We start from the raw sequence: 26,476 nt of genomic DNA on the forward strand, positions 1-26,476 counted from the left end.
TTCGCATGAACGGCCTCGGCGGATTGAACAAGGCGCCGGACGGCGTCGTCATCGGCCTCGTGCAGCTGCAATTGCCGGTCGTCGCCACCCCGCAGGACCTCGCGGCCCAGACCGCGCGGATCGTCGCGCTGGTGGGGAAGGCACGGGCGAACCTCGCCGGGATGGACCTCGTGGTCTTCCCCGAATACGCCCTGCACGGTCTCTCGATGGACACCAATCCCGACATCCTCTGCCGTCTCGACGGGCCGGAAGTCGTGGCCTTCAAACAGGCCTGCGCCGAGAACAGGATCTGGGGGTGTTTCTCCATCATGGAGTACAACCCGCACGGCCAGCCTTACAATGTCGGCCTGATCATCGACGACGCGGGCGAGCTGCGGCTCTATTATCGCAAGATGCACCCCTGGGTGCCGGTCGAGCCGTGGGAACCGGGCGATCTCGGCATCCCGGTGATCGACGGGCCCAAAGGGGCCAAGCTCGCCCTCATCATCTGCCACGACGGCATGTTCCCCGAGATGGCGCGCGAATGCGCCTACAAGGGCGCCGAGATCATGCTGCGGACGGCGGGCTACACCGCGCCCATCCGGGAGGCCTGGCGCTTCACCAACCAGTCCAACGCCTTCTGCAACCTGATGGTGACCGCCAATGTCTGCATGAGCGGCTCGGACGGCACCTTCGATTCGATGGGCGAGGGCATGGTCGTCAATTTCGACGGCACGATCATCGCCCACGGCACCAGCGGCCGGCCCGACGAGATCATCACCGCCGAGGTGCGGCCCGACCTGGTGCGCGAGGCGCGCCGGCACTGGGGCGTCGAGAACAACATCTACCAGCTCGGCCACCGCGGCTACGCCGCCGTGAAGGGCGGCGCCGGCGACTGCCCCTACACCTACATGCACGACCTCGCTGCCGGCCGCTACCGGCTGCCCTGGGAGGCGGAGGTGAGGATCACCGACGGCACCTCCTGCGGCATCCCGGCGCCGACGCGGAGCTATCGACCCAGGCGGGAGCCCGGGGCGAAGGAGGCGGCGGAGTGAGCGCCCGAGACCTGCCCGCCCCCGGCACCTTCGTCGCCGCAGAGCCCTACCCCTGGCCCTTCGACGGCAGCCTCTCGCCCCGCACGACGGCGCTCGTCATCATCGACATGCAGACCGATTTCTGCGGCAAGGGCGGCTACGTCGACGCGATGGGGTACGACCTCTCCTTGACCCGCGCCCCGATCGGGCCGATCGGCCGGTTGCTCGCCGCCGCGCGGGCGAAAGGCTACGCCATCATCCACACCCGGGAGGGCCACCGGCCGGACCTCGCCGACCTGCCGGACAACAAGCGCTGGCGCTCGCGCCGGATCGGCGCCGGCATCGGCGATCCCGGCCCTTGCGGGCGGGTGCTGGTGCGGGGCGAGCCCGGCTGGGAGATCATTCCCGAACTCGCGCCGCTGCCCGGCGAGCCGGTCATCGACAAGCCCGGCAAGGGCTCGTTCTGCGCCACCGATCTCGAACTGATCCTCAACCGGCGCGGCATCCGCAACCTGATCCTCACCGGGATCACCACCGATGTCTGCGTCCACACCACCATGCGCGAGGCCAACGACCGCGGCTTCGAATGCGTCATCGTCTCGGACGCGACCGCCGCGACCGATCCCGGCAACCACGACGCGGCGCTGAAGATGGTGACGATGCAGGGCGGGGTGTTCGGGGCGGTCGCCTCCTCGGCGGCGATTCTGGCGGCGATCGGCCGATGAGCGCGCTGTCGGTCGAGACGGTCGGCATGACGAAGCGCTTCGGCGCCTTCGCGGCCCTCGACGAGGTCTCGATCCGGATCGAGGCCGGCGGGTTCCACGCGCTGCTCGGCGAGAACGGCGCCGGCAAGTCGACGCTGGTGAAATGCATGATGGGCTTCTACGCCCCGACCGCCGGCAGCCTGCTCGTCGACAACCGCGAGGTCGCGATTCCCGGCCCGAAGGCCGCGCAGGCGCACGGTCTCGGCATGGTCTACCAGCACTTCACCCTGGTGCCCTCGCTCACCGGGGCCGAGAACCTGGTGATCGCCCGGGCCGACGTGCCGCGCCTGATCGACTGGACAAGGGAGCGGGCGGCGCTCGCCGCCTTCATGGCCGGGATGCCGTTCCGCCTCGACCTCGACCGGCCGGTCTCCGCGCTCTCGGCGGGCGAGAAGCAGAAGCTCGAGATCGTCAAGCAGCTCTATCTCGAGGCGCGGTTCCTGATCCTCGACGAGCCGACCTCGGTGCTCACCCCGGCCGAGGCCGAGGAGGTGCTGGGCCTCCTGCGCGGCATGACCGATGCCGGGGCGCTGACGGTGCTGATGATCAGCCACAAGTTCCACGAGGTGGAGACCTTCGCCCGTTCGTTCAGCGTGCTGCGCCGCGGGCGGCTCGCCGGCGGCGGCGCGGTCGGGGCGGTCTCGCGCGACGACATGGCGGCGATGATGATGGGCGAGCGCCGGGTCCGCACGGTGGCGGCCCGCGCCGGCGCGCCGGATCCCGACCGCACCGTGCTGCAGATCGAGGGCGTCACCGCCACCGATCCGTCGGGCCTGCGCCACCTCGCGATCGACGACTTGCGCGTCCGGGTCCGGGAGATCGTCGGGATCGCCGGCGTGTCCGGCAACGGCCAGAAGGAGCTCGCCGACCTGCTCGGCGGCCAGATCCGCGCCACCGGCGGCCGCGTCGCGGTGGCGGGGCTGCCCTATACGGGAAGCCGGGCCGAGAGCCGGGACCGCCGGGTCCGGTTCATCCCCGAGGAGCCCCTGCGCAACGCCTGCGCGCCCCAGATGTCGGTGGCCGAGAATATCGGCTTTCGCGCCTTCGACCGGCGGGCCGACGGACGCACAGGCCTCTGGCTCGACAAGGGCGGCTTGCGCCGGCGCGCCCACGACCTCATCGCCCGGTTCGGGGTCAAGACCGCCTCGGCCGAGGCGCCGATCGCCACCCTGTCCGGCGGCAACGTGCAGCGCGCGGTGCTCGCCCGCGAGCTGACCGATCCGGTCGATCTCCTGATCGTGGTCAATCCCTGCTTCGGCCTCGACTTCGCGGCCGTATCGGACATCCGCTCGCAGATCGTGGCGGCGCGCAACGGCGGCACCGCGGTGCTGCTGATCAGCGAGGACCTCGACGAGATCCTCGAGCTCTCCGACCGCATCCTGGTGATGTCGGAAGGGCGCCTCGTCTACGAGACCGCGGCGGCCGAGGCCGAGGTCGGGACGATCGGCCGGCATATGGCCGGGCATCATTGAGGCCGGCGTCGGACGACGAGGCCTGACGCCGCCTTGCGGCAGTCATGAGGGAAGCGGTGTTCGGACGATCCTCCCGGACACGGCTTCATCGGCCCCGCGCGGCGCAGGAACGAGGCCGCTCTCCGCCTCGCGCTCCGGCGGTGCGCCGGTCCCGGCCGGAGGACCTCGCACGGTCGGGCCGGCGGGAGACCCGCTCGTCCGCGACGATCGCTTTGACAGCCGCGGCGCCGTGTGAGACCGCTCGACGCCGCGGAGCCGGCCGGCTCGCGTCCCGCCCGTCCGAGACCGGGCCGATCGATCCACCCCGTCCGAGGCGCCTCGCGTGACCACCGAAATGTCACAGAGGAGGCGCTGATGGGACGGGAGCAGATTCTGCGCCGGGCGGGCTCAGCCGCGGGAGGGGCGACCGAATGCGCCGCCGACACCCCGTGAAGCAGGGACAGGACGTCATGCACGGCAGACCCGATGCCACTCTCCGCGTCCCGGCCTTCCTCGCCGACGGCAGCGCGATGGGCGCCCGCATGCGCGGGCATGCGTGGGACGCCTCGCCGCTCGGCGATCCCGCCACCTGGCCGCCCTCCCTGGCGACGCTCGTCGGCGTGATGCTCGCCTCGCCCCAGCCGGCCTTCCTGATCTGGGGGCCCGGACGGACGCTCCTCTACAACGACCGCTACGCCGGCATCCTCGGCGACCGGCATCCGGCGGCGCTCGGTCGCGACTACCTCGAGGTCTGGTCCGATCTGAGGGCCGATCTCGGCCCGCTCACGCAGGAGGCCTATGCGGGCCGCCCGGTCCGGACCGCCGACGCCGTGCACGTCCTCGACCGGGGAAGCGGGCCTGACGCGACGCACGACGACGCGGCAAGGCCGGAGGAGGCGCGGTTCGCGCTCTTCTACGCGCCGGTCCGCGACGCCTCAGGCCATGTCGAGGGTCTCTCCGGCGCCTGCATCGAGACCGTGGACCCGTCCCTCGTCACCCGCCGCCGGCGGGAATCGGAGGCGCTGCTGCGCGACAACGAGGAGCGGCAATCCTTCCTCCTCGACCTCAGCGACGCGCTGCGGCTGCTGACCTCGCCGGCCGACATCGCCGAACTCGCCGCCCGGCGCCTCGGGGAGCGGGTCGGGGCGAGCCGGGTCTTCTACGCCGAGATCGGCGGCAGCCTGATGACGGTCGAGCGCGACTACGCCCGGGGCGTCGCGTCGATCGTCGGGCGGCACTCGCTCGCGGCGTTCGGGCCGGACCTGCTCGCTGCCTACCGCGACAACGCCGTCGTCGCGGTCGAGGACGTGGCGGCGGATCCCCGGTTCGGCGACGAGGCGCGCGACGGTCTGGCATCGCGCCGGGTCGCGGCCTATGTCGACGTCATCCTGTTCCGGGAGGAGCAGTGGGTCGGCCTCCTGGCGGTGCAGAGCGCGACCCCGCGGGCCTGGACCCGGGCCGAGGAGAACCTGATCCGGGAGGTGGGCGAGCGCGTCAAGGTGGCGATCGAGCGGGGCCGCGCCGAGACGGCGCTCAGCGAGAGCGAGTCGCACCTCGCGGCGATCTTCGCCGGCGCCTCCGTCGGCCTGTCCGAGGTGAGCCCCGAAGGCCGCTTCCTGCGGGTGAACACCGAATTGTGCCGCATCCTCGGACGGCCGGCGGAGGCGCTGCTGCGGCTCGACCTCGCCGCGGTCACCGAGCCCGACGACCTCCCGCCGACCCTGGCGGTGATCGCGGCGGTGATCGCCAGCGGACGCAGCACGTCGCTCGACAAGCGGTACCGGCGCCCGGACGGCACGGCGATCTGGGCCAACAGCAGCATCAAGCGCCTCGACGACGCCGATGGCCGGCCCCCGAACCTTCTGGTCGTGACGGCGGATCTCACGCAGCGCAAGGAGGCCGAGCAGCGCCTGGCCGAGAGCGAGCGCCGCCTGCAGGAGCTCAACGAGACCCTGGAGCAGCAGGTCTCCGAGCGCACGGCCGAGCGCAACCTGTTCGCCACCATCGTCGAGCGCACCGACATCATGGTGATGGCGGCCGACCTCGACTACACCATCCTGGCCATCAACAAGGCCAATGCCGACGAGTTCGAGCGCATCTACGGCGTGCGACCAGCGGTGGGCGACAACATGCTCGCCCTGCTGGCCGACCAGCCCGAGCACCAGGCCCAGGTGCGGGCCGGCTGGGGCCGGGGCCTGTCCGGCGAGGAGATCACCGTGGTGGAGGAGTTCGGCGACGCGAACCGCGCCCGCGCCTGCTACGAGATCAGCTTCCGCACCCTGCGCAACGCGGCGGGCGAGCGCACCGGCTGCTACCAGTTCGTGATGGACGTGACCGCGCGGCTGCGCGGCCAGGCCGAGCTGGCCCAGGCCCAGGAGGCCCTGCGCCAGTCGCAGAAGCTCGAGGCGGTCGGGCAGCTCACCGGCGGCGTCGCCCACGACTTCAACAACCTCCTGACCATCATCCGCTCCTCGGTCGACTTCCTGCGCCGGCCCGACCTGCCGGAGGCGCGCAAGCGCCGCTATCTCGACGCGGTGTCGGACACCGTCGAGCGGGCGGCCAAGCTCACCGGCCAGCTGCTCGCCTTCGCCCGTCGCCAGGCCCTCAAGCCGGAGGTCTTCGACATCGGCCAGAAGGTGCGGGGCATCGCCGACATGCTCGACACCCTGACCGGCGCGCGGGTGCGCGTCGTCACCGAGGTGCCGGGGGCGCCCTGCCTCGTCCGGGCGGATCTGAGCCAGTTCGAGACCGCCCTCGTCAACATGGCGGTCAATGCCCGCGACGCCATGGACGGCGAGGGCACGCTGACCCTGCGGGTGTCCTGCGGCGCGGCGCTGCCGCCGATCCGCGGCCATGCCGGGTCCCGGAATCGCTTCGCCGCGGTGACGCTGGTCGATACCGGCACGGGCATCCCGCCGGAGCAGATCGGCCGGATCTTCGAGCCGTTCTTCACCACCAAGGAGGTCGGCAAGGGCACGGGGCTGGGCCTGTCCCAGGTCTTCGGCTTCGCCAAGCAGTCGGGCGGCGACGTCGACGTGCGCAGCACCCTCGGGCAGGGGACCACCTTCACGCTCTACCTGCCGGAGATGCGCGCCGACGAGCGGAGCGTCGCCGAGCGTCCGCAGGATGACGGGCTGGCGCCCCTCGGCACCGGTCAGCGGATCCTCGTGGTCGAGGACAATGTCGGCGTCGGCCAGTTCGCGACGCAGATCCTGGAAGACCTCGGCTACCGGCCGGTCTGGGCCGCCAATGCCGAGGAGGCGCTGGCGGAGCTCGGCCGCGACGGGAACCGGTTCGACCTGGTGTTCTCCGACGTCGTGATGCCGGGCATGGGCGGCGTCGCCCTGGCGCGCGAGCTGCAGACGCGCTCGCCGCACCTGCCCGTGGTGCTGACCTCGGGCTACAGCCACGTGCTCGCGCAATCGGACGCGCACGGGTTCGAGCTGTTGCACAAGCCGTACTCGGCCGAGCAGCTCGGCCGGATCCTGCATCAGGCGCTCGGCCCGCGACCGGCCTTCGGAGCGATCAAGGACGGATCGCGTCCGAGACCGGCCCCGGCGGAGGCCGGCCTCTCGGTCGCGGGGCCCTGACCCGGTCCGGGAGGTCCGGACGGGTCAGGGGGTCACCAGCACGGCCGCCTTCCGGCGCTTCGTCCGCGCGACGGCGGGCGTCTCCTCGCCGAGGAGCCTGCGCAGCATCGCCGCCGCGTCGTCGATGTCGCGCCGCAGGGCCCGCCTGGCCTGGGCGGGGTCGCGGGCGGCGATGGCGGCGCGCATGACCCGGTGGTGGTCGTTCGAGGCGCCCCAGGCGTCGCTCGCGCTGAGGAGATTGAAGAACGGGCCGATCTGCAACCAGAGCGATTCGATGATCGACAGCAGCGTGTCCGATCCCGACGCCCGGTAGATCGCGAAGTGGAAGGCCCGGTTGGCCGGGACGTAGCGGGCGCGGTCGTCCTGCTCCCGCGCTTCGTCCATCTCGCGGATGAGGTCGTCGAGGAGACCGAGTTCGTCCGGCGGCATGGCCTCGGCCGCCCAGCCGATCGCCGTGCCCTCCACCTCGATCCGGACCCGCTGGAGGTCGTCCAGGCGTTCGGGCGACAGGAACGGGATGCCGACCGAGCGCCCGGCGACGTTCGTCAGCGCCTTCTCGGCGACGAGGCGCTGCATCGCCTCGCGCACCGGCATGGCGCTGACCCCGAAGGCCTCGGCGAGGCTCTGCACCGTCACGGTGCGGCCCGGCTCGATCCCCCCGGTGAGGATGAGCTCGCGCATCCGGAGATAGACGTGATCCTGGATCGTCGCCCGCGACACGGGCGAATACGAAAGCTCTTGCTGCGCGCGCGGGGGCGCCATGTCGGATCCGCTCGTCTGGCTCGGTGGATGTCGGGCCGACCTTAACCCGAGGCCTGGTCCCGAAAAAAGGGCTTGTCGCGATTTTCGATGTATGATCTTTGATCAAAAAACGGCGCATGACGCCCATATCGGGAGGGGACCCCATGGTCAGGACGCTGCTGGCGGCCGGAGCGGCCGCTTTCTGCCTCGCGGGCGGGCCGGTGCAGACCGCCCAGGCTCAGGAGAAGGCCCAGGACAAAGCCAAAGTCTTCCTGAGCATGAGCTTCATCGGGAACGACTGGCAGGCCGAGGCCGCCAACATGATCAAGGCCATGGCGGCGAGCCCCGCCGTGGCGTCCCGGATCGACCTCCAGGTCCAGGTCGCGGGGCCGAGCGCGCAGAAGCAGATCCAGCAGATCAACGCGATGGTCCAGGCCGGCGCCAAGGCGATCCTGGTCTTTCCGATCTCGCCCACCGCCCTCAACCAGGTCGTCAAGAACGCCTGTTCCAAGGGCGTGATGGTGATCGCCTATGACGGCCAGATCACCGAGCCCTGCGCCTACAACGTCCATATCGACCAGGGCGAGGCCGGCCGGGTGACGGCCGAGTGGCTCGCCGGCAAGCTCGGCGGCAAGGGCACCATCGTGGCGATCACCGGCGTGCCCGGGACCTCGGTCGACAGCGGCCGGACCGAGGCCGCCAAGGCCGTCTTCGCCAAGCATCCGGGCCTCAAGATCGTCGCCGAGGCGCCGGGGATGTGGAGCCAGGCGGTGGCCCGGACGGAGCTGTCCAAGATCCTCGCCACCCAGGGCTGGGACAAGATCGACGGGCTGTGGATGCAGGTCGGCTGCTTCACCGCCAACCAGATGCAGCTCGAGGCCGGGATCCCCGCCGACAAGCTGAAGCCCTGCGCCGGCGAGGGCTCGAATGGCGGCCGCATCCAGATGCTGCCGAAGGGCACCGCCGTGGAGGGCGCGAACGGCGCCTACGCGCCGATGGGCGCGCCGCGCATCTCCTACGCCTCGCCGCCCTATTCGGGCGCCTACGCCCTCAAGCTCGTGCTGGCCAAGCTCGACGGCAAGGAGGTCCAGCGCGAGACGATCCTGCCGCTGCCGGTGGTGACGAACGAGACCGTGAAGCTCTGCAGGACCGGCACCTGGCAGGAGATGTCCGAGGGCTGCAACGCGTTCCAGCCCGCCGCGGTGCCGAATCCCGGCTGGTTCGCCTCGATCTTCTCGGCACAGACCCCGGAGGTCGGCCTCAAGGCGGCGCTGAACGCGGAGCCCGAGCCGGCGCGCTGAGGGACGCCACCGGCATCCCATCCGCCCCCTGCGGGAGCCGGGCCATGATGGCGGAAGCCAGACCATGACAGCGAAAGCCAGGCCATGACCGGCAGCTTCGACGCGCTTCGGCTCGACCAGGTCGTCAGGACCTACGGCGCGACCGTGGCCCTCGGCGGCGCGACGATCGCCGTCGCCACCGGCGAGGTCCACGCGCTCCTCGGCGAGAACGGGGCCGGCAAGTCGACCACCGTCAAGCTGCTGTCGGGCCTGATCCGCCCGAGCGCCGGCACGATCCGGGTCTTCGGGCAGGACGTGGCGATGACGCGCCCGGCCGATGCGCATCGGCTCGGCATCCAGACGGCGTTCCAGGAGATCAGCCTGGTGCCCGACCTCACGGTCGCCGAGACCATGCTCCTGCCCGACGGGCCGCGCAGCCGCCTCGGCCTCCTGCGCCGGCGCGAGGGCGAGGCGCAGGTCCGCGCCCATCTGGACCGGATCGGGCTCGCGGCGATCGACACCCGCACCGAGGTCCGCGCCCTCGACCTGCCGCAGCGCCAGAAGATCGAGATCGCCCGGGCGGTGTTCCGCCGGCCGCGCATCCTCCTCCTCGACGAGCCGACCTCGGCCCTGTCGGGCGGCGACATCGACTGGCTCGGCGGCCTCATCGCCGGGCTGAAGGCCGGCGGCGTGACGACGATCTTCATCTCGCACCGCATGGCCGAGGTGCGCCGGTTCTGCGACCGCCTCACCGTGCTGCGCAACGGCAAGGATGCCGGCACCGCGCGGGTGGGCGAGGTCGACGACGACACGGTGATCCGGATGATCATCGGGCGCTCGCTCGAGGCCACCTTCCCGCCGCGGCCCGCGCCCGCGCCCCGGCCGCCGGAGGCGGTCCCGGTCCTGGCCGGGGACGGCCTCAGCACGGCCGGCAAGTTGCGCCAGGCGAGCTTCTCGCTCTGGCCGGGCGAGATCCTGGGCATCGCGGGCCTGCAGGGGATGGGCCAGCAGGACCTGTTCCACGCCTGCTTCGGGCTGGTCCCGCTCACCGCCGGGACCCTCTCGGTCGACGGCCGCGCCATCACCCTGCGCTCGCCGAAGGACGCGATCCTGCCGCAGGTCGGCCTCTCGCTGGTGCCGGAGGAGCGCAAGACCGAGGGGCTGTTCCTCACCCGCGACGGCGGCTTCAACGTCTCGCTGCCGGTGATCGACCGCTATTCGCGCTTCGGGCTCGTCGACCGGGCGGCCGAGAGCCGGGACGTGGCGGCGGCGCTGGCGCAGGTCGACATCCATCCGCGCGCCATCTTCACCCCGGCCGGCGCGTTCAGCGGCGGCAACCAGCAGAAGATCGCCATCGCCAAGTGGCTGATCACCGGCGGCCGCGTGCTGCTGATGTTCGACCCCACCCGCGGCATCGACATCGGCACCAAGCACCAGCTCTACGTCCTGATGCGGGATTTCGCGGCGGCGGGCGGCGCGGTGCTGCTCTACTCGACGGAGATCACCGAATTGGTGCACCTCTGCGACCGGGTGCTCGTCCTGTATGGCGGCACGGTCGTGGACGAGGTGCAGGGCGAGGCGATCGACGAGGAACGGATCATGCGCGGGGCCCTCGGCGGGACCGGGATTGCCCGCCACGGAGCGCCAGCATGACGAGCCTCGCCGCGATACCCGTCCGGGCCGCCGCCCCGGCGTCACGCTCCGGCGCCTGGCGGTCCGCCCTGGCGCGGCACCGGGGGGCGCTGATCGCGCTCGCGGTCTTTGCCATCCTGTTGACCACCGTCGTCCTGATCTCGGGCTTCAACTACTTCCAGTTCAGCTTCATCTCCTCCGGCGGGGCGGCGCTGGCGCTCGCGTCCGTCGGGCAGACCGTCGTGGTGCTCACCGGCGGGTTCGACCTGTCGGCCGGGGCCGTGGTGTCCCTCGTCAACGTCGTGCTGGGGACCGGGATGGGGCCGGGCCTCGGCTCCCAGGTCCTGTTCGGCCTCGCGGCGCTCGGCATCGGGGCGGTGGTGGGTGCATTCAACGGCGTCTTCGTCGCCTATGTCCGGATGCAGCCGATCGTCGTGACCCTGTCGACGATGTTCATCGTCCAGGGCGTGACGCTGCTGATCAGCGACAAGCCGGGCGGCAGCATCGCGCCCGAATTCGTGAGCGCCTTCACCGGCGACGCGATTCCCGGGATCCTGCCGGCGCCGGTGCTCGTCGTCGCCGCCGCCGCCGCCCTGTGGCTCCTCGTCAAGGCGACGCGGTTCGGGATCGGCCTCTACGCCGTCGGCAGCGACGAGGGTGCGGCCTTCGCCTCCGGCCTCGACACCCGCTTCGTCACCTTCCGGGCCTACGTGCTGGCCGGCCTCTTCTACGGCGCCGCCGGCGCCTTCGTGTCGGCGCAGACCGGGTCGGCGGATCCGCTGGTCGGCAATGCCATGCTGCTGCAGATCTTCACCGCGGTGGCGCTGGGGGGGACTCTGCTCGGCGGCGGGCGCGGCGGCGCCATCGGCTCGATCATCGGCGCCTACACGCTGATGATCGCCGTCAACATCCTGCTCGCCCTCGACGTCCCGGCCTTCTACGCGTCGGTGGCCGAGGGCACGCTGCTCATCCTCGCCGTGGTGGGCGGCTCGTTCGGCCGGCACGCGCCGCTCGCGAACGCCCTCCGGCTCGGGCTCCTCACGGTGAAGGCGCGCCGGGACGGGACGCTCGCCTCGTCCCGCCGCCCGCACCGCCCGGCGCTCGTCCTGCCGCCGGTGGCCGGCCGGAGCCACCCGCCCGCCGCCTCCGGCTGGCTCGTGCGCCACCGGGAGGCGCTGAAATACACGCTGCCGGCCTATGCCGGCCTGGTCCTGGTGCTGGGGGCGACGCAAGCGCTCAACGGCAACGCGATGACCAATCCCGGCTTCTTCAACGCGCTCGTCGTGCTGTCGTCCTTCCTGGCGATCCTGGCCCTGGGCCAGGGGACGGCGATCCTGACCGGCGGCCTCGACCTGTCGCTGCCGTGGATGATCTCCCTCGTCGGCATCGTGGTGGCGGGCCTCGTCAGCGGCTCGGACCAGGCGGCCCTCTGGGCGGTGCCGCTGGGGCTCTGCCTCGGGGCGGCGCTCGGGGCGGTCAACGGGATCGGCATCGTGCTGTTCGGCCTGCCGCCGATCGTCATGACGCTCGCGATGAACGGCATCCTTCAGGGGGCGGCTCTGGTCTATAGCGGCGGCACCCCGTCCGGCTTCGCCTCGCCGGGGATGCGCTGGGTCATGACCGGCCAGCTCCTCGGCGCCACGCCGGTGGTGTGGGGCGTCGCGGCCTTCGCGCTCGCCGCCACGCTCCTGCTCGGCCGCACGGTGTTCGGGCGCCGGGTCTACGCCGTCGGCAACAGCCCGCTCGCCGCCCGCTTCAGCGGCGTCGGCGTCGGCGGCACGCTGATCGGGGTCTACGCCCTGTCGGGCTTCTGCGCGGCCCTGGTCGGCGTCCTGCTCGCCTCGTTCAGCGGCCAGGCCAGCCTCGGCATGGGCGACGAGTACCTGTTGCCGTCGATCGCCGCGGTGGTGGTCGGCGGGAGCCTGATCACCGGCGGCCGGGGCCGCTATCCCGGCATGCTCGGGGGCGTGCTGCTGCTCACCGCGCTCTCGACGCTGCTCGCCGGCACCATGCTGCCCCATGCGGTGCGCGACATCATCTTCGGCCTCGTCGTGCTCGGGGCCGTGCTCGCCCTGCGCGACTGAGCGCGGGCGACGGGGGGCATCGACGACCAGACGTCGACACGGGAGGATTCCATGCGCATCGAGATCCTGGCGGACGTCAAGACGACCCTCGGCGAGGGCCCGCTCTGGGACGTCGACGAGCAGCGCCTCTACTGGATCGACAGCTTCGACGGACGGGTGTTCCGCTGCACCGCGGACGGACGCGAGATCCGCGCCTGGGACGTGCCGCAGAAGATCGGCTCGATGGCCCTGCGCCGCACCGGCGGGGCGATCGTGTCGCTGCAACGCGGCTTCCACGCCCTCGACTTCGAGACCGGCGAGGTCACGCTGATCCACGACCCCGAGCCCGACCGGCCGGCGAACCGGCTCAACGACGGCAAGGTCGACCGGCAGGGCCGCTTCGTCGCCGGCTCGATGGACACGATGGAGGAAGGCGCCAACGGCGCGCTCTACCGCCTCGACCCCGACTTGAGCGTGCACCGGCTCGACTCCGGCATCATCTGCTCGAACGGCCCGTGCTGGAGCCCGGACGGCACCACCTTCTACTTCAACGACACGTGGTCGGGCGAGATCTGGGCCTACGACTACGACACGGCGACGGGGGCCGTCTCGAACCGGCGCACCTTCGCGGCGGTCGAGACGGCGAATGGCGGCGCGGCCGACGGGTCGACGGTCGACGCGGAAGGCTGCCTGTGGAACGCGCTCGTCTATGACGGCAAGCTCGTCCGCTACCGGCCGGACGGCACGGTCGACCGGGTCGTCGAGATGCCGGTCAAGAAGGTGACCAGCGTGATGTTCGGCGACCCGGATCTCGACGTCCTCTACGTGACCTCGATGGCCAAGCCCCCGCTGCCGCGCTTCCCCGGCGACGGCCCCCTGCGCGGCAGCCTGTTCGCCATCCACGATCTCGGGGTGCGCGGCGTGCCCGAGATGCGCTTCGCCGGGTGACGAAACGAGCCCGGCGGATCCGGCGCGAGGCGGCGGGCCGCCGTCGCCATCGCGGCGGTGGCGTCCTGGATCGAGCCGCGAGGCGCGATGCCCTCCGTGCCCCCGTCGAGACCGGTGACGACGCCCATGGGTGGCTCCGGCATCGACACTTTGGCGCAGGATGACGGACGTCGCGCACGGCGACCGGCGCAGCCGCCCGAACGGCAGGTGGGCGACCACGCCCGGCTGCCGGTCCCGGGTAGCCATCGGCCCGGGCCGGCGGCATCGTCGCGCGCGAGGCGTACCACCGAAGACCCGAGCCCAAGACCATGAACCCGCTCCGGCGCATGCTGCCGTCCAACCACGCCCTGTTCGTGTTCGAGGCGGTGGCGCGCAACCGGGGCTTCACCCGGGCGGCGGCCGAGCTGAACGTGACGCAGCCGGCGGTCAGCAAGGCGATGGCGCAGCTCGAGCGCCATCTCGGCGTGCGCCTCGTCGACCGCTCGGGCGACGGCATCGCGCTGACCGAGGACGGCGCCATCCTCTATCGCCGGGTGGCGGACGGCTTCCGGGGCATCGAGGCGGCGCTCCGCGAGATCGACATCCGCCGCACCGGCATCGACACGGTCACGCTCTCCCTGTCCTCGGCCTTCACCACCCACTGGCTGATGCCGCGCATCAACACCCTGCAGGAGGCGTTCCCGTCGGTCGATTTCCGGTTCCAGCTCATCCCCGGGGCGCTCGCCGGCCCGGTCGACGACGTCGATCTCGGCATGCGCTTCGTCGAGGGGCCCGATCTCGACCACGAGGCCCTGTTCCTGATGAACGAGGTGATGCTGCCGGTCTGCAGCCCGGCCTACCGGGCCGGCCGCGAGGCCGATCCCGACGGCCGCACCACCTTCGTGAACCTCACCGCCACCTCGCCGATGTGGATCGGCGGGGTCGATCCGGGGCCCGACTGGAACGGCTCGCGGGCCTCGCTCAACTTCTCCGACTATGCCGTGGTGCTGCAGGCCGCCCTGCTGGGCCAGGGCGTCGCGCTGGGCTGGGCCAGCGTGGTCTCGCACTGGCTCGCGACCGGCGACCTCGTGCCGGCGGCCTCCCGCCTCACCCGCACGGCGCGGATGTGCCAGCTCATCCACCTGCGCTCGCGGCCGCTGCGCCGCTCGGTCGTCGCCGTGCGCGACTGGATCGTCGCCGAGATGCGGGCCGACGTGGCGAAGGTCGACCGGCTCTATCCGGAGCTGGGCTTGGGCCGGGCCTGCTTCGACGCGTCATAACCTGGAGTTATGTCCCTGCGGATTTTTTCGACATTGAACCGGGGCGCCGCTTTTGTGAGCTTTCCGTCGGTCGGCAGCACCGGACGCGAAGGCGGCACCCCACGATGGCGGCAGCGGGTTCGAACTCGGGCGTGAAACACGGGCCGCTCGCCGGCGGCAGCGTCGGGGTGTCGATCCGCAACGCGACCCGGCGCTACGGCGCCTTCACGGCCCTCGACGACGTCTCCCTCGACGTCGCGCCCGGCGAGTTCCTGTCCCTCCTCGGACCGTCGGGCTCGGGCAAGACCACGCTGCTCGGCATCCTCGGCGGCTTCACCGTGCCGTCCTCCGGCAGCGTGCATTTCGGCGCGACCGACGTGACCTTCCTGCCGCCGCACAAGCGCGACATCGGCGTGGTGTTCCAGAACTACGCCCTGTTCCCGCATCTGAGCGTGGGCGAGAACGTCGCCTTCCCGCTGCGGGCCCGGCGCGAGCCCAAGGCCTCCTGGGGAAAGCGGGTGGCCGAGGCCCTCGCGATGGTGGAGCTCACCGGCTACGAGGACCGGGCGATCTCGCAGCTCTCCGGCGGCCAGCGCCAGCGCGTGGCGCTCGCCCGCGCCATCGTGTTCCGGCCGCGGCTGATCCTGATGGACGAGCCGCTCTCGGCCCTCGACAAGCACCTGCGCGAGACGATGCAGATCGAGCTGCGGCGCCTGCACCGGCAGCTCGAAGCGACCATCATCTACGTCACCCACGACCAGCGCGAGGCGCTGACGATGAGCGACCGCATCGCGATCCTGCGCGGCGGGCGCCTCGCCCAGGTCGACACGCCCGAGCGCCTGCACGACCGGCCGTCGAGCGCCTTCGTGGCGAGCTTCATCGGCGAATCGACCCTGGTGCCGGTGACCCGCACCGGCCCCGACGCCATCGCGCTCGGGTCGACGACCCTGCGCAGCGCCCGGCCCCTGCCGGCGGGCGAGGCCCTGCTGCTCGCGATCCAGACCGAGAAGCTGATCGTCGCGAGCGAGACGTCGGCCGACGGCTACAACCGCCTGACCGGCCGGGTGACCGACATCGTCTACCAGGGCGAAAGCCTGCGGGTGTTCGTCGCCCTCGATCACGGGCCGGAGATCTCCCTGCGCCAGCCGGCTCACCATGCCGGGCGCCTCGCGATTCCCGCCCCCGGCGGCGTCCTCACCGCCCTCCTTCACCCGCAGGACACCATCGTGGTGCCGGCGGAATCCGCCTGACCTGTCCTTGTACTCTTGGAAGGATCGCCCATGCCCGCTGCCACCCTCGACACCTTCAAGGTCCTCACCTTCGACGTCGTCGGCACCCTGATCGACTTCGAGAAGGGCATTCTCGACCAGCTGCGCGCCGTCTCGGGCCGCAGCCCGGAGAGCTTGAGCGACGCGACGCTCTTCGCCTCCTACCTCAAGGGCCGCGAGCTCAACTACGAGCGGTCGAGCGAAGTCTTCGCCGACGTCTACCGCCACGTCGCGCGTGAGTTCGGCTTCCCGAACTCGGACGCCGATGCCGACGCGTTCCAGCTCTCGGTGCTGCGCTGGCCTGCCTTCTCCGATTCGGTGGCGGCGCTCAAGCGCCTGCGCAAGCATTACCGCCTCGTCGCGATGACGAATGCCGACCGCTCGGCCTTCTCGTTCTATTCCCACACCCTCGGGAGCCCGTTCCACGACAGCGTGACCTACGACGATACCGGCGTCGCCAAGCCGAATCCGCAGTTCTTCGCCTTCAACCGCGGCCGGCAATCGGCTCTCGGCTACAAGCAGAGCGACATGCTCCATGTCGCCCAGAGCCAGTACCACGACATCGGCGTCGCCCGGGACCTCGGCTACACCGTCTGCTGGATCGAGCGCCGCCAGGGCCTCGAAGGGTTCGGCGGCACGCCAGAGCCCGAGCGGCTGACCACCCCCGACTATCATTTCCCGACCCTGGAGAAGCTCGCCGACGCCGCCGACGCGGCCTTCGCGGCGGCCGCCCGGCAGGCGGCCTGACGATGGATGCCTTCCCGAAGCCTCCGGCCGCCTCGCTCTGGGCCGCCGACGCGGCGCCGGCCGGACGCTTCGGGCCCCTCGACCGCGACGTCCAGGCGGACGTCGCGATCATCGGCGGCGGCTATACCGGGCTCTCCGCGGCCTTGGCCCTGGCCGAACGCGGCGAAAGGGCGGTGGTGCTGGAGGCCAACGCGATCGGCTGGGGTGCCAGCGGGCGCAACGGCGGCGTCGTCTCGGCGAAGTTCCGGCCGTCCTTCCAGGCGATCGCGAGCCGGCACGGCCTCGCGGTGGCCAAGCGCATGCACGCCATCGCGTACGACTCGGTCGGGACCCTGGAGCGGCTGATCGCCGAGCACGGCATCGTGGAGGCGAACTACGCCCGGGTCGGCCAGCTCAAATGCGCCCACACACCCACCACCCTGGCGGGGGCGATCGCCGACGGCGAGTGGATGCGCCGGGAGATGGGCGACGGCTCGGTCTCGGTCCTGTCCGCCGAGGAGGTGGCGGCGGAGACCGGCTCGCAGGATTTCGTCGGCGGCGTGCTCTCGGCGAAGGCCGGCGGCCTGCATCCGCTCAACTATGCCCGTGGCCTCGCCCGGGCGGTCGCGGACAAGGGCATCGCGATCCACGAGGCGAGCCCGGCGTTGCGCGTCCACCGGGAGGCGGGCGGCATCCGGGTCGAGACGCCGGGCGGCGCGGTGCGGGCGCGCCAGGTGATCGTGGCGACGAACGGCTACACCGATCTCACCGGGGCGGCCGCGCCCTTGCGCACCCGCCTGATTCCGTTCCGCAGCGCGATCCTCGCCACCGAGCCGCTGTCGGACAACCTGCGCGCCGCGATCCTGCCGAGCCGGCGGATCTACGTCGAGACCCGGCGGATGATGCGCTGGTTCCGCATGGTCGATGACCGGATGGTGTTCGGCGGCCGCGGCGCCTTCGGGCGCTCCGATTCCGAAGCCGCCTTCGCGACCTTGCGCCAGGCGATGGTGCGCACCTTCCCGGCACTCGCCGACACGGCGATCGCCTATCGCTGGTCGGGCCTCGTCGGGATGACGCTCGACGCGCTGCCGCATGTCGGGCGGCTCGACGACCGGGTCAGCTTCGCTATGGGCTACAACGGCGCCGGGGTCGCGATGTCGAGCCATCTCGGCGGCCTCGCGGCGTCGTTCGCCCTCGGCGAGGACCCGGACGTGGCGCTCCTCGGCGCCGGCGGCTTCCAGCCCGTCCCGTTCTACGGCTTGCGCGAGCCGGTGATCCGGCTCGTCGCCGGCTGGTACCAGTTCCTGGACTCGATCGGCCGCTGAGACGGCGTGGTCAAACAGAGGGGAAGTCGAGATGGCGTCACTGCTTCGTTGGACCGTGCTTCGTTCGACCGTGCTTCGTTCGACCGTCCTGGCCTGCCTCGCCGGCGCGGCCGGTCCGGCTCTCGCCGCCGAGCAGATCACCTTCGTGTCGCAGGGCGGCGCCTACCAGCAGGCCCAGACCAAGGCGATCCTCGATCCGGCCGCCAAGGCGCTCGGCATCACCATCAACCAGGACAGCGCCCCCGACGCCTGGCCGGTGATCCGCACGCAGGGCGCGACCGGCAAGCCGACCTGGGACGTGGTCGACACCCCGACCCAGGATTGCGTGCGCGGCGGCAAGGCCGGGCTGATCGAGAAGCTCGATTTCGCGAAGATCCCGAACGCCGCGGCGATCCCGGCGGAGTACAAGACCGAGTACTCCGTCCCCTACGAGTTCTATTCGAGCGTTCTGGCCTACAACAAGAGCAAGTACGGCAAGAATCCGCCGCAGAGCTGGGCCGATTTCTGGGACGTGAAGAAATTCCCGGGCGCCCGGGCGCTGCGCAACCACCCGTTCGCGACGCTGGAGGCCGCGCTGATGGCCGACGGCGTCGCGCCCGACAAGCTCTACCCCCTCGACGTCGACCGCGCCTTCCGCAAGCTCGAACAGATCAAGCCGCATATCGCGGTCTGGTGGACCTCCGGCGGCCAGTCGGCCCTGCTGATCCAGGGCGGCGAGGTCGACATGGAGATGATCTGGAACGGCCGCGTCTCGGCGGTGATGGAGGCCGGCGCGGATGCCGACTACACCTTCAACCAGGGTGTCCTGCAGAACACCTCGCTCTGCATCCTGAAGAACGCCCCGAATCTCGCGACCGCCGTGAGGTTCGTGAACGAGGCGATCGACCCGAAGCTCCAGGCCAACCTGCCGCTCAACATCCCGTACGGCCCCGGCAACCCGGCCGCCTTCGACACCGGCATCATCCCGGCCTCCCTCGCCGCCAAGCTGCCGAGCGCGCCGGAGAACGCCAAGAAGCAGGCGGTGCTCTCGGCCGAGTGGTGGACTTCGGAGGCCGGCGACGCGGCGCTGAAGCGCTGGGCGGATTTCGTGCAGAAGAAGTGAGGGGGCGCGACGCGCCCTGACCCCTCCCCCCCTCTGCGGGGGAGGGTGGCGAACGCAGTGAGCCGGGAGAGGGGCAGCGCGACGCTGATCCAGGCGGCACCCGTCACCACGGTCGCGACATCTCCGGAAGCGGCGTCCCCTCTCCCGCCCCGCATTCGCGGGGCACCCTTCCCCGCAGAGGGGGGAGGGTTCGCGGCGGCACGGTCCTGAACTGTCCGTCACCCAGCCGAGTCCATGCCCTCCGGACACACCGCCATGACCCACCCCAGCCCCGCCCTGCGGCGGCACGAGCGGCGCGAGCGGCTCCTCGTCCTCGCCCTGCTGAGCCCCGCCCTCGCGGTCGTCGCGGCCCTGCTCGTGGTGCCGCTCGCCTGGCTCGCCGTGCAGTCGGTCACCACCGACGGGGCCTTCACCCTCGAGCACTATCGCCGGTTCCTCACCGAGGACATCTACTGGCGCAGCTTCCTGCTCACCTTCCGGATCGCGTTCACCGTCACGGTGCTGGCGTTGCTCCTCGGCTATCCCGTCGCCTACGCCGCCGCGACCCTGCCGCGGCGCTGGAGCGTCGTGGTGCTCGGCCTGGTGATCCTGCCGTTCTGGACCAGCGTGCTGGTGCGCGCCTATGCCTGGATGGTGCTGCTGCAGCGCCGCGGCCTGGTGAACGGGATGCTCCAGGGGCTCGGCCTCACCGACCAGCCGATCGCGCTGATCAACAACGAGTTCGGCACGGTGCTGGCCACCCTGCACATCCTCCTGCCCTTCATGGTGCTGCCGCTCGCCGCCACGATGCAGCGCATCCCCCGCGACCTGATGCTCGCCGGCGCCAGCCTCGGCGGCGGCCCCTTCCACGTCTTCCTGCGGGTGTTCCTGCCGCTCTCGATGCCGGGCGTCGTCGCCGGCACGGTGCTGGTCTTCGTGCTGGCGCTCGGCTTCTACATCACGCCGGAGCTGCTCGGCGGCGGGCGCACCTTCATGGTGTCGATGCTGGTGAGCCGCAACGTCGAGATCTACAACCAGTGGGGCGCGGCGAGCGCCATCGGGGTCGTGCTGCTGGTCTGCGTCGCCGCCCTGTTCTGGCTCGCCTCCCGGGTGGTCCCCCTCGAGCGCATCATGGGAGCGCGCTGATGCCGGCCTCGCTCCCCGCCCGCCTCGCGCTCGGCCTCGTCGTCGGCCTGGTGCTGCTGTTCCTGGTGCTGCCGATCCTGATCGTGGTGCCGATGTCGTTCTCGAACGCGCGGTTCCTCACCTTCCCGCCACCGGGCTATTCCGTCCGCTGGTACGAGGCGTTCTTCGGCAACCCGGCCTGGATGCAGGCGGCGCGGGTCAGCCTCGGCGTCGCCCTCGCCACCGCGCTCGGCGCGACCCTGATCGGGACGGCGGCGGCCTACGCGCTCAGCATGAGCGGCGGGCGCCTCGCCCGCAGCCTGACCGTGATCCTGCTCCTGCCGCTGGTCGTGCCGATCGTGATCACGGCGATCGGGGTGTTCTTCGTCTTCGCGAAGACCGGGCTGCTCGCCACCCTGCCGGGGCTGGTGCTCGCCAACGTGATGCTGGCCACCCCCTACGTCGTCACCGCGGTGCTGGCGGGCCTGCGCGGCTTCGATCCGGCGCAGGAGATGGTGGCGCGCAGCCTCGGCATGAACCGCCTGCGCGCCTTCCTCGCCGTCACCTTGCCGCAGATCCGCCCGAGCGTGGTCTCGGGCGCTCTGTTCGCCTTCATCTCGGCCCTCGACGAGACGGTGGTGGCGATCTTCATCGCCGGCGGCCAGAACCAGACCCTGACGAAGCGGATGTTCACGGCGCTCCGCGACGAGATCGATCCGACCATCGCGGCGATCTCCTCGCTCCTCACCGCCGCCTCGCTGATCGTGGTGGTGCTGGCGAGCCTGAGCGCCCGCAAGGCCCGCACCGGCGCATGACCGCGATCCTGATCCTCGGCGGCGGCTCGGCCGGCTGCGTCCTCGCCGCGCGTCTCTCCGAGGAGCCGTCGTTCCGCGTCACGCTGGTGGAGGCGGGCGACGACCTGACCGAAGCGGGGATGCCTCCGGAGATCCGCAGCCGCTACCCGGGCCGGGCCTATCTCGACCCGCGCAACATCTGGCCGGCGCTGACCGCCCGGATGGGCGCACCTGCCGGCAACCGCACGGAATCACCGCCGCCGCGGGCTTACGAGCAGGCACGGCGCCTCGGCGGCGGCTCGGCGATCAACGCCATGATGGCCAATCGCGGCGCGCCGGGCGACTACGACGAGTGGGGCGCGCTCGGCGCGGAAGGCTGGTCGTGGGAGGCGTGCCTGCCCTATTTCCGCAAGCTCGAATCCGACCGCGATTGCGGCGGGGAGTTGCACGGCCGGGACGGCCCCCTGCCGATCCGCCGCGCCACCCCGGACCAGCTCTCCCCCTTCGTCGCCGCCACGATGCGGGCGCTCGCGGCGCAAGGGCACCCGGCCGGCGCCGACCAGAACGGGCCCTGGCGCGACGGGGTCTATATCGGCACCACCGCGATCTCGGATGCCGGCGAGCGGGTGCCGGTCTCGGTGGCCTACCTGACGCCCGCGGTGCGGGCGCGCGAGAACCTGACCGTGCGCACCGGCTTCCTCGCCGAGCGCATCCTGTTCGAGGGCCGGCGCGCGGTCGGCGCGATGGTGGCGCCGCTCGCCGGCGGAAACCCTGAGACGATTCCCGCCGACCACGTCGTGGTGGCGGCGGGCGCGATCCACAGCCCGGCCCTCCTCATGCGCAGCGGCGTCGGACCGGGGGCGATGCTGCGCCGGCACGGCCTGCCGGTGATCGCCGACCGGCCGGGCATCGGCCGCAACCTGATGGAGCATCCCTCGATCGCGGTCTCGGCCTACCTGACCCGGGCCGGCCGGGTCCGCGACCGGGGCGAGCACCACGAGCAGGCGATCCTGCGCTATTCCTCAGGCCTGCCCGGCACGCCGCACGGAGACATGCACGGCGCGATCCTGTCGCGGACGGGCTGGCACAGCTTAGGCTGCCGGATCGGCGGGATCTTCTTCTGGGTCAACAAGTCGTATTCGCGCGGCGAGGTGGTCCTGGCCTCGCCCGACCCGCGGACCGAGCCGGTGGTCGATTTCCGCATGCTGTCCGATCCCCGCGACCGCACCCGGCTGGCGGACGCAGTCCGCCGGGGCGCCCGGGCCCTGTGCGATCCGTCGCTCGCGGCTCTTCGCGGCCCGGTCTTCCCGGCGAGCTATTCGCCCCGCGTCGCCCGGGCGGCGGCGCCGAGGCCCTGGCCGGCGGCGCAGCGCGGGATCCTGTCGGGGCTCCTCGACTGCGCCGGCCCGGCCCGGGCGGCGCTGATCCACGGCCTCGTGACCCAGGGCGTCACCCTTGGCCAGCTGCTCGCCGACGAGCGGGCGCTCGACGCCTTCGTGGCCGCCGAGGTCGGCGGTACCTGGCACCCGTCCGGCACCTGCCGCATGGGGGCGGCCGACGACCCGATGAGCGTCTGCGACGGGTTCGCCCGGGTGCGCGGCGTCGAATCGTTGCGCGTCTGCGACGCCTCCCTGATGCCGACGATCCCGCGGGCCAACACCAACATCCCGACCGTGATGATGGCCGAGCGCGTCGCCGACCTGATCCGGCGGGACGGGGATGCGCCGTCAGGCGAGTAGCCTCCGCCCCTCACTCCACCGTGTTCGGCGCCACCACGTTGCCGGTGCCGTTGTCGCGGTTGTCGACGCTGCTGCCGAAGGGATAGCCGGCATCCTCGCCGCAGGTCAGGCGCCAGCCGTTGCGGGAATTGACCACGATCGGTGCGGCCTGGAAGAACCCGCTGGTGCGGAAGACGTTGCCGGTGACGACGTTGTCCGAGGGGGTCTGGTGGCGCACCGTGCCGCCCTCGCCGCAATTGCGGTAGAGGCGCACGCCGCCCTGGCCGCGCAGGGTGAAGCGGTTGCCGGTGATGCGGTTGCGGGCCGAGCCGTCGACCGCGACCAGCTCGCGGCCGGTCTCGGTCTCGATGTCGTTGTCCTCGATGCGGTTCTCGGCGCTCTCGGCGTCGAGGTAGAAAGCCGTCGAGACCGAGCGGCCGGCGAGCCGCGAGCCCCGCAGGGTGACCCGGGTGACGCCGGGCCCGAGATAGAGCGGGATCGGCCCGGCCGCCGTGATCGTGGTGCCGGTGATGGTCACGTCGGTCGGCGCGGCGGCTTGCGCCCGCTCGGTATGGCCGAGGCTGTGCGACGACTCGCGCACCAGCGGCCCCTGGCCGTTCTCGCCCAGGCCCCAGATCCGGATGTGGCCGAACACCGTGCAGTCGCGGATGCGGATGCCGGACGGGCGATCCCATGGGCCACCCGGCCGGGCGGGGGGACGGGAGCGGATCGCGATCGTGTAGGCGCCGAGATGCGCCGGCTCGCCCGGCACGCCGAGGGTGGCCCCGGCGCAGTCGAGGGTGAGGTTGGACGCCGCCGACCCCTCGATCACCAGGCGCTTGAGCACCCGGTCGCCCGGCGCGAGGCGCAAGGAACAGGTGAGCGGGATCTCCGCCTCGCCCGCTTCCGGCGGCGCGAGCAGGCGGGCGCGGACGGCCGCGTCGCAGGGCGCGGCTGCCAACCGCCGCACCAGGGCGGGCGGCTCAGGCGGCATCATGAGCGCGATCGGCATTACGCCGCACGCGCGAAGACGGACGGAGCGCGGAGGGCTCCGTCCGTCTTCGACATCACGAGGGGTGGGATCGCCGGAAGCATGGCCCGGCGACGAGCACCTACCAGCGTCCGGTGCCCGCGGAGTGCATGCTGCGCTCGACGGCGGCGAGCGCGCTGGCCTCGGCCTTGGCCTCCGTCGGATGCGGGCGGTCGGACCGCTCGATCAGCTTGCCGTTCCGGCGGATCGCCCACTGGAACTGCCCGGCCGGCTTGGTGATCGGGGAAATTTCGATGGTGTAGGGAGTGGAAGTGTTGTCTGCCATGACGCCCATATAGGCGCGGAACGGATTCATTTCCACCCGGGGGAGCCGCATGGTGTCGCGGCCGCGCCGAGCCCTGCCGACAGGAGGCCTGGAATCGCGATCGACCTCTCCCCGCGGCGGCTGGCCGCTCCGGGCGGCGCCCGTCCCGGCGAGCCGGGCCCTCGTCGCGCGGCGGCCCCGTTCCGCGCCCGCTTCTGGCTGGTGGCGCCGACCATCGGCGCCCTGGCGGGCCTGCTCTACGGCGCCGTCCTCGGCGTCGAACCCACCGTCTCGGTGATCCGGGGCGTGTTCATCGGCGCACCGCTGATGCTCTACGAGCGCGGCCTGCTCCTTCCGCGCTGGCGCACCCTGACGCGCCGGGCCGCGACGCCGGTCTTCGCGGTCGCGACGCTGGCGACCTACGTGGCGATGATCGTCCTGGGCAATGCGGTCGCCGGCACGATCCTGCATCGCGGCTTCGGCTTCATGCCGGATGCCCGCACCGCCATGACGATGTCGGAGGCCGGCTTCGCCTACGCGCTCGGGATCTCGGCGCTCGCGACCTTCGTGTTCCGGGTCCGCGACCTGATGGGCCCGCGGGTGTTCACGAGCCTGCTGGTCGGCCGCTATCACCGCCCGATCACCGAGGAGCGGATCTTCCTCTTCCTCGACGTGGCGGGCTCGACGCGCTTCGCCGAGGAGCACGGCGACCTCGCCGCCCAGAGCTGGCTCGGGGCGATCTTCGCCGCCCTCGCCCTGCCGGTGCGCCGGGCCCGCGGCTCGATCGACGACTATGTCGGCGACATGGCCCTGGTGAGCTGGTCGATGGAGCGGGGCACCCGGGACGCGGCCTGCCTGGCTTGCGTATTCGACGTCATCCGCACCATCGAGGCGGAGCCGGACTACTGGATCACCCGGTTCGGCGCCGTCCCGCGCCTGCGCGCCGCTTTGCATTGCGGCCCGGTGGTGACCGCCGAGATCGGCCTCGAGCGGCGCAAGATCGCGTATTTCGGCGATGCCTTGAACACGACGAGCCGGCTCGAGGGGCTGGCCAAGGAACTCGACGTCGCGGTCATCGTCTCGGGCGACCTCCTCGAGCGCCTCGGGCCGCTGCCCGACGACCTCCGCGTGGCGGATCTCGGCGAACGGGCCTTGCGCGGCCGCAAGGAGCCGCTGCGCATCGCGGCGATCCACCGCCGCCCTGCCGAGACGCAGCCCTCTTCCAAAAGGACAATCCCGTGAGCCTCGACATCGCCCAGCTCCGGTCCGAGACCCCGGGGGTCGCGCACCGCGTCCACCTCAACAATGCCGGCGCCGGCCTGATGCCGCGCCCGGTGCTCGACGCGATGCTCGGCCACCTGACCCGGGAGGCCGAGATCGGCGGGTACGAGGCCGCCGGCGAGGCGGCGGCCGTCCTCGACGGCGTCTACGACAGCGTGGCACGCCTCCTCGGCGCCGGGCGTGACGAGATCGCCCTGACCGAGAACGCCACGGTCGCCTGGCAGCTGGCCTTCTACGCCCTGTCCTTCCGCCCGGGCGACCGGATCCTCACGACGCGGGCCGAATACGCGGCCAACTACGTCGCCTTCCTGCAGGTGGCGCGGCGCACCGGCGCGGTCGTCGAGGTGATCCCCGACGACGCCGAAGGGGTGCTCGACCCGGAAGCCCTGGCGCGGATGATCGACGGGCGGGTGAAGCTCGTCGCGATCACCTGGGTCCCGACCAATGGCGGCCTGCGCAATCCCGCCGCGGCGGTCGGGCGGATCACGCGGGCGCACGGCGTCACCTACCTGCTCGACGCCTGCCAGGCGGTCGGCCAGATGCCGACCCGGGTCGACGAGATCGGCTGCGACATCCTCTCGGCCACCGGCCGCAAGTTCCTGCGCGGCCCCCGCGGCACCGGCTTCCTCTACATCCGGCGCGATCTCCTGCGGCGGCTGGAGCCGCCGATGATCGACCATTTCGCCGCGTCCTGGGTCGCGCCCGACCGCTACGAGATGCGGCCGGATGCCCGTCGCTTCGAGACCTGGGAGAACAACTACGCCGCCCGCCTCGGCCTCGGGCGCGCGGTCGATTACGCGCTCGGCCTCGGCCTCGAGGCGATCGAGGCGCGCTGCCGCGCCCTCTCGGGGCGCCTGCGCGACGGCCTCCGGGACCTCCCCGGCGTCACGATCCACGACCTCGGCCCCGATCCCGCGGCCATCGTGACGCTCTCGGTCGGCGACCGCGATCCGGACAGGCTGAAGGCGGCCCTCACCCGGTCGGGCTTCAACGTCAGCGTCTCGCAGCCGTCAAGCACCCTGCTCGACGCGCGGGCGCGGCAGCTGCCGGCCCTGCTGCGGGCCTCGCCCCACTGCTACAACACCGAGGACGAGATCGACCGGTTCGTCGCCGCGTTCGCCGTCCTGTCGCGCCGGGACTGAA

21 protein-coding genes are annotated in these 26,476 nt (G+C 71.9%); 18 read left to right on the forward strand and 3 right to left on the reverse strand.

Translation table 11 applies throughout. The annotated features are described in order from the left end of the window. Positions 1-5 precede the first annotated feature (5 nt). The 4 genes from FF100_RS24070 (at position 6) to FF100_RS24085 (ending at position 6,818) form a co-directional block, all read left to right on the forward strand. Positions 6-1,034 (forward strand): formamidase, encoded by a 1,029-nt coding sequence (locus tag FF100_RS24070; protein ID WP_139038309.1) that lies wholly within the window; start codon positions 6-8, stop codon positions 1,032-1,034. Further along, a complete protein-coding gene (gene biuH, locus FF100_RS24075) occupies positions 1,031-1,738 on the forward strand; it encodes a biuret amidohydrolase (RefSeq protein ID WP_139038310.1) in 708 nt (235 codons plus the stop codon). The genes FF100_RS24070 and biuH overlap by 4 nt, the downstream gene beginning before the upstream one ends. Next, on the forward strand, positions 1,735-3,249 hold the full coding sequence (locus FF100_RS24080) for an ABC transporter ATP-binding protein (protein WP_139038311.1): 1,515 nt from the start codon (positions 1,735-1,737) through the stop codon (positions 3,247-3,249). Before biuH ends, FF100_RS24080 begins: the two co-directional genes overlap by 4 nt. Before the next feature lie 449 nt (positions 3,250-3,698). Next, positions 3,699-6,818: a PAS domain-containing protein gene (locus FF100_RS24085; RefSeq protein WP_139038312.1), complete on the forward strand. Its 3,120-nt coding sequence runs from the start codon at positions 3,699-3,701 to the stop codon at positions 6,816-6,818. 24 nt (positions 6,819-6,842) lie between these two features. Here FF100_RS24085 and FF100_RS24090 read toward each other — a convergent pair whose 3' ends face one another. After that, complete coding sequence (locus FF100_RS24090; protein WP_139038313.1) at positions 6,843-7,580, reverse strand: GntR family transcriptional regulator; 738 nt, start codon at positions 7,578-7,580, stop codon at positions 6,843-6,845. Between the two features lie 143 nt (positions 7,581-7,723). Between FF100_RS24090 and FF100_RS24095 the strand changes: the two genes are divergently transcribed. From FF100_RS24095 to FF100_RS24150, 12 genes are all read left to right on the forward strand, one after another. Then, entirely contained in the window at positions 7,724-8,860 is a 1,137-nt protein-coding gene (locus FF100_RS24095; RefSeq protein ID WP_139038314.1) for a sugar ABC transporter substrate-binding protein, read from the forward strand. Between the two features lie 84 nt (positions 8,861-8,944). Further along, positions 8,945-10,492, forward strand: a complete 1,548-nt coding sequence (locus FF100_RS24100) for a sugar ABC transporter ATP-binding protein (protein WP_139038315.1) — start codon at positions 8,945-8,947, stop codon at positions 10,490-10,492. Further along, a complete protein-coding gene (locus FF100_RS24105) occupies positions 10,489-12,555 on the forward strand; it encodes an ABC transporter permease (protein WP_139038316.1) in 2,067 nt (688 codons plus the stop codon). The genes FF100_RS24100 and FF100_RS24105 overlap by 4 nt, the downstream gene beginning before the upstream one ends. Positions 12,556-12,606: 51 nt before the next feature. Beyond that, the gene (locus FF100_RS24110) at positions 12,607-13,482 is read left to right on the forward strand and encodes an SMP-30/gluconolactonase/LRE family protein (protein WP_139038317.1); all 876 of its coding nucleotides are present in this window, start codon (positions 12,607-12,609) and stop codon (positions 13,480-13,482) included. Positions 13,483-13,790: 308 nt separating this feature from the next. Then, positions 13,791-14,741 (forward strand): LysR family transcriptional regulator, encoded by a 951-nt coding sequence (locus FF100_RS24115; RefSeq protein ID WP_139038318.1) that lies wholly within the window; start codon positions 13,791-13,793, stop codon positions 14,739-14,741. Positions 14,742-14,845: 104 nt separating this feature from the next. Next, positions 14,846-15,970: an ABC transporter ATP-binding protein gene (locus FF100_RS24120; protein WP_139038319.1), complete on the forward strand. Its 1,125-nt coding sequence runs from the start codon at positions 14,846-14,848 to the stop codon at positions 15,968-15,970. Between the two features lie 30 nt (positions 15,971-16,000). Then, entirely contained in the window at positions 16,001-16,735 is a 735-nt protein-coding gene (locus tag FF100_RS24125) for an HAD-IA family hydrolase (protein ID WP_139038320.1), read from the forward strand. Positions 16,736-16,737: 2 nt separating this feature from the next. Continuing rightward, complete coding sequence (locus tag FF100_RS24130; protein WP_139038321.1) at positions 16,738-18,039, forward strand: NAD(P)/FAD-dependent oxidoreductase; 1,302 nt, start codon at positions 16,738-16,740, stop codon at positions 18,037-18,039. A 31-nt stretch (positions 18,040-18,070) separates the two neighbouring features. Then, positions 18,071-19,141, forward strand: coding sequence for an ABC transporter substrate-binding protein (locus FF100_RS24135; protein ID WP_139038322.1), 1,071 nt, complete (start codon positions 18,071-18,073; stop codon positions 19,139-19,141). A gap of 255 nt (positions 19,142-19,396) precedes the next feature. After that, positions 19,397-20,266, forward strand: coding sequence for an ABC transporter permease (locus tag FF100_RS24140; protein ID WP_139038323.1), 870 nt, complete (start codon positions 19,397-19,399; stop codon positions 20,264-20,266). Continuing rightward, positions 20,266-21,060, forward strand: coding sequence for an ABC transporter permease (locus FF100_RS24145; protein ID WP_139038324.1), 795 nt, complete (start codon positions 20,266-20,268; stop codon positions 21,058-21,060). Before FF100_RS24140 ends, FF100_RS24145 begins: the two co-directional genes overlap by 1 nt. Beyond that, positions 21,057-22,778 carry a GMC family oxidoreductase gene (locus FF100_RS24150; protein ID WP_139038325.1) on the forward strand — a complete coding sequence of 574 codons (1,722 nt, stop codon included), beginning with the start codon at positions 21,057-21,059 and terminating at the stop codon, positions 22,776-22,778. Before FF100_RS24145 ends, FF100_RS24150 begins: the two co-directional genes overlap by 4 nt. A gap of 10 nt (positions 22,779-22,788) precedes the next feature. Here FF100_RS24150 and FF100_RS24155 read toward each other — a convergent pair whose 3' ends face one another. Both FF100_RS24155 and FF100_RS24160 read right to left on the reverse strand, forming a co-directional pair. Further along, on the reverse strand, positions 22,789-23,754 hold the full coding sequence (locus FF100_RS24155; protein ID WP_171070309.1) for a right-handed parallel beta-helix repeat-containing protein: 966 nt from the start codon (positions 23,752-23,754) through the stop codon (positions 22,789-22,791). Positions 23,755-23,869: 115 nt separating this feature from the next. After that, the gene (locus FF100_RS24160; RefSeq protein ID WP_425463346.1) at positions 23,870-24,124 is read right to left on the reverse strand and encodes a hypothetical protein; all 255 of its coding nucleotides are present in this window, start codon (positions 24,122-24,124) and stop codon (positions 23,870-23,872) included. A gap of 150 nt (positions 24,125-24,274) precedes the next feature. Here FF100_RS24160 and FF100_RS24165 point away from each other — a divergent pair, with 150 nt between their 5' ends. Further along, entirely contained in the window at positions 24,275-25,294 is a 1,020-nt protein-coding gene (locus FF100_RS24165; RefSeq protein WP_246102302.1) for an adenylate/guanylate cyclase domain-containing protein, read from the forward strand. After that, positions 25,291-26,475 (forward strand): aminotransferase class V-fold PLP-dependent enzyme, encoded by a 1,185-nt coding sequence (locus tag FF100_RS24170; RefSeq protein ID WP_139038328.1) that lies wholly within the window; start codon positions 25,291-25,293, stop codon positions 26,473-26,475. The genes FF100_RS24165 and FF100_RS24170 overlap by 4 nt, the downstream gene beginning before the upstream one ends. The last annotated feature ends 1 nt before the right edge of the window (position 26,476 follow it).

This window comes from Methylobacterium terricola, assembly GCF_006151805.1.
In the GTDB taxonomy this organism is placed as follows: Bacteria; Pseudomonadota; Alphaproteobacteria; order Rhizobiales; family Beijerinckiaceae; genus Methylobacterium; species Methylobacterium terricola.

Excerpts from the sequence above, each read along its gene's own strand:
- FF100_RS24070 (WP_139038309.1), top strand. The coding sequence starts at position 6 with ATGAACGGCCTCGGCGGATTGAACAAGGCGCCGGACGGCGTCGTCATC.
- FF100_RS24080 (WP_139038311.1), top strand. The coding sequence starts at position 1,735 with ATGAGCGCGCTGTCGGTCGAGACGGTCGGCATGACGAAGCGCTTCGGC.
- FF100_RS24085 (WP_139038312.1), top strand. The coding sequence starts at position 3,699 with ATGCACGGCAGACCCGATGCCACTCTCCGCGTCCCGGCCTTCCTCGCC.
- FF100_RS24090 (WP_139038313.1), bottom strand. The coding sequence starts at position 7,580 with ATGGCGCCCCCGCGCGCGCAGCAAGAGCTTTCGTATTCGCCCGTGTCG.
- FF100_RS24095 (WP_139038314.1), top strand. The coding sequence starts at position 7,724 with ATGGTCAGGACGCTGCTGGCGGCCGGAGCGGCCGCTTTCTGCCTCGCG.
- FF100_RS24100 (WP_139038315.1), top strand. The coding sequence starts at position 8,945 with ATGACCGGCAGCTTCGACGCGCTTCGGCTCGACCAGGTCGTCAGGACC.
- FF100_RS24105 (WP_139038316.1), top strand. The coding sequence starts at position 10,489 with ATGACGAGCCTCGCCGCGATACCCGTCCGGGCCGCCGCCCCGGCGTCA.
- FF100_RS24110 (WP_139038317.1), top strand. The coding sequence starts at position 12,607 with ATGCGCATCGAGATCCTGGCGGACGTCAAGACGACCCTCGGCGAGGGC.
- FF100_RS24115 (WP_139038318.1), top strand. The coding sequence starts at position 13,791 with ATGAACCCGCTCCGGCGCATGCTGCCGTCCAACCACGCCCTGTTCGTG.
- FF100_RS24120 (WP_139038319.1), top strand. The coding sequence starts at position 14,846 with ATGGCGGCAGCGGGTTCGAACTCGGGCGTGAAACACGGGCCGCTCGCC.
- FF100_RS24125 (WP_139038320.1), top strand. The coding sequence starts at position 16,001 with ATGCCCGCTGCCACCCTCGACACCTTCAAGGTCCTCACCTTCGACGTC.
- FF100_RS24130 (WP_139038321.1), top strand. The coding sequence starts at position 16,738 with ATGGATGCCTTCCCGAAGCCTCCGGCCGCCTCGCTCTGGGCCGCCGAC.
- FF100_RS24135 (WP_139038322.1), top strand. The coding sequence starts at position 18,071 with ATGGCGTCACTGCTTCGTTGGACCGTGCTTCGTTCGACCGTGCTTCGT.
- FF100_RS24140 (WP_139038323.1), top strand. The coding sequence starts at position 19,397 with ATGACCCACCCCAGCCCCGCCCTGCGGCGGCACGAGCGGCGCGAGCGG.
- FF100_RS24145 (WP_139038324.1), top strand. The coding sequence starts at position 20,266 with ATGCCGGCCTCGCTCCCCGCCCGCCTCGCGCTCGGCCTCGTCGTCGGC.
- FF100_RS24150 (WP_139038325.1), top strand. The coding sequence starts at position 21,057 with ATGACCGCGATCCTGATCCTCGGCGGCGGCTCGGCCGGCTGCGTCCTC.
- FF100_RS24155 (WP_171070309.1), bottom strand. The coding sequence starts at position 23,754 with ATGATGCCGCCTGAGCCGCCCGCCCTGGTGCGGCGGTTGGCAGCCGCG.
- FF100_RS24160 (WP_425463346.1), bottom strand. The coding sequence starts at position 24,124 with ATGCGGCTCCCCCGGGTGGAAATGAATCCGTTCCGCGCCTATATGGGC.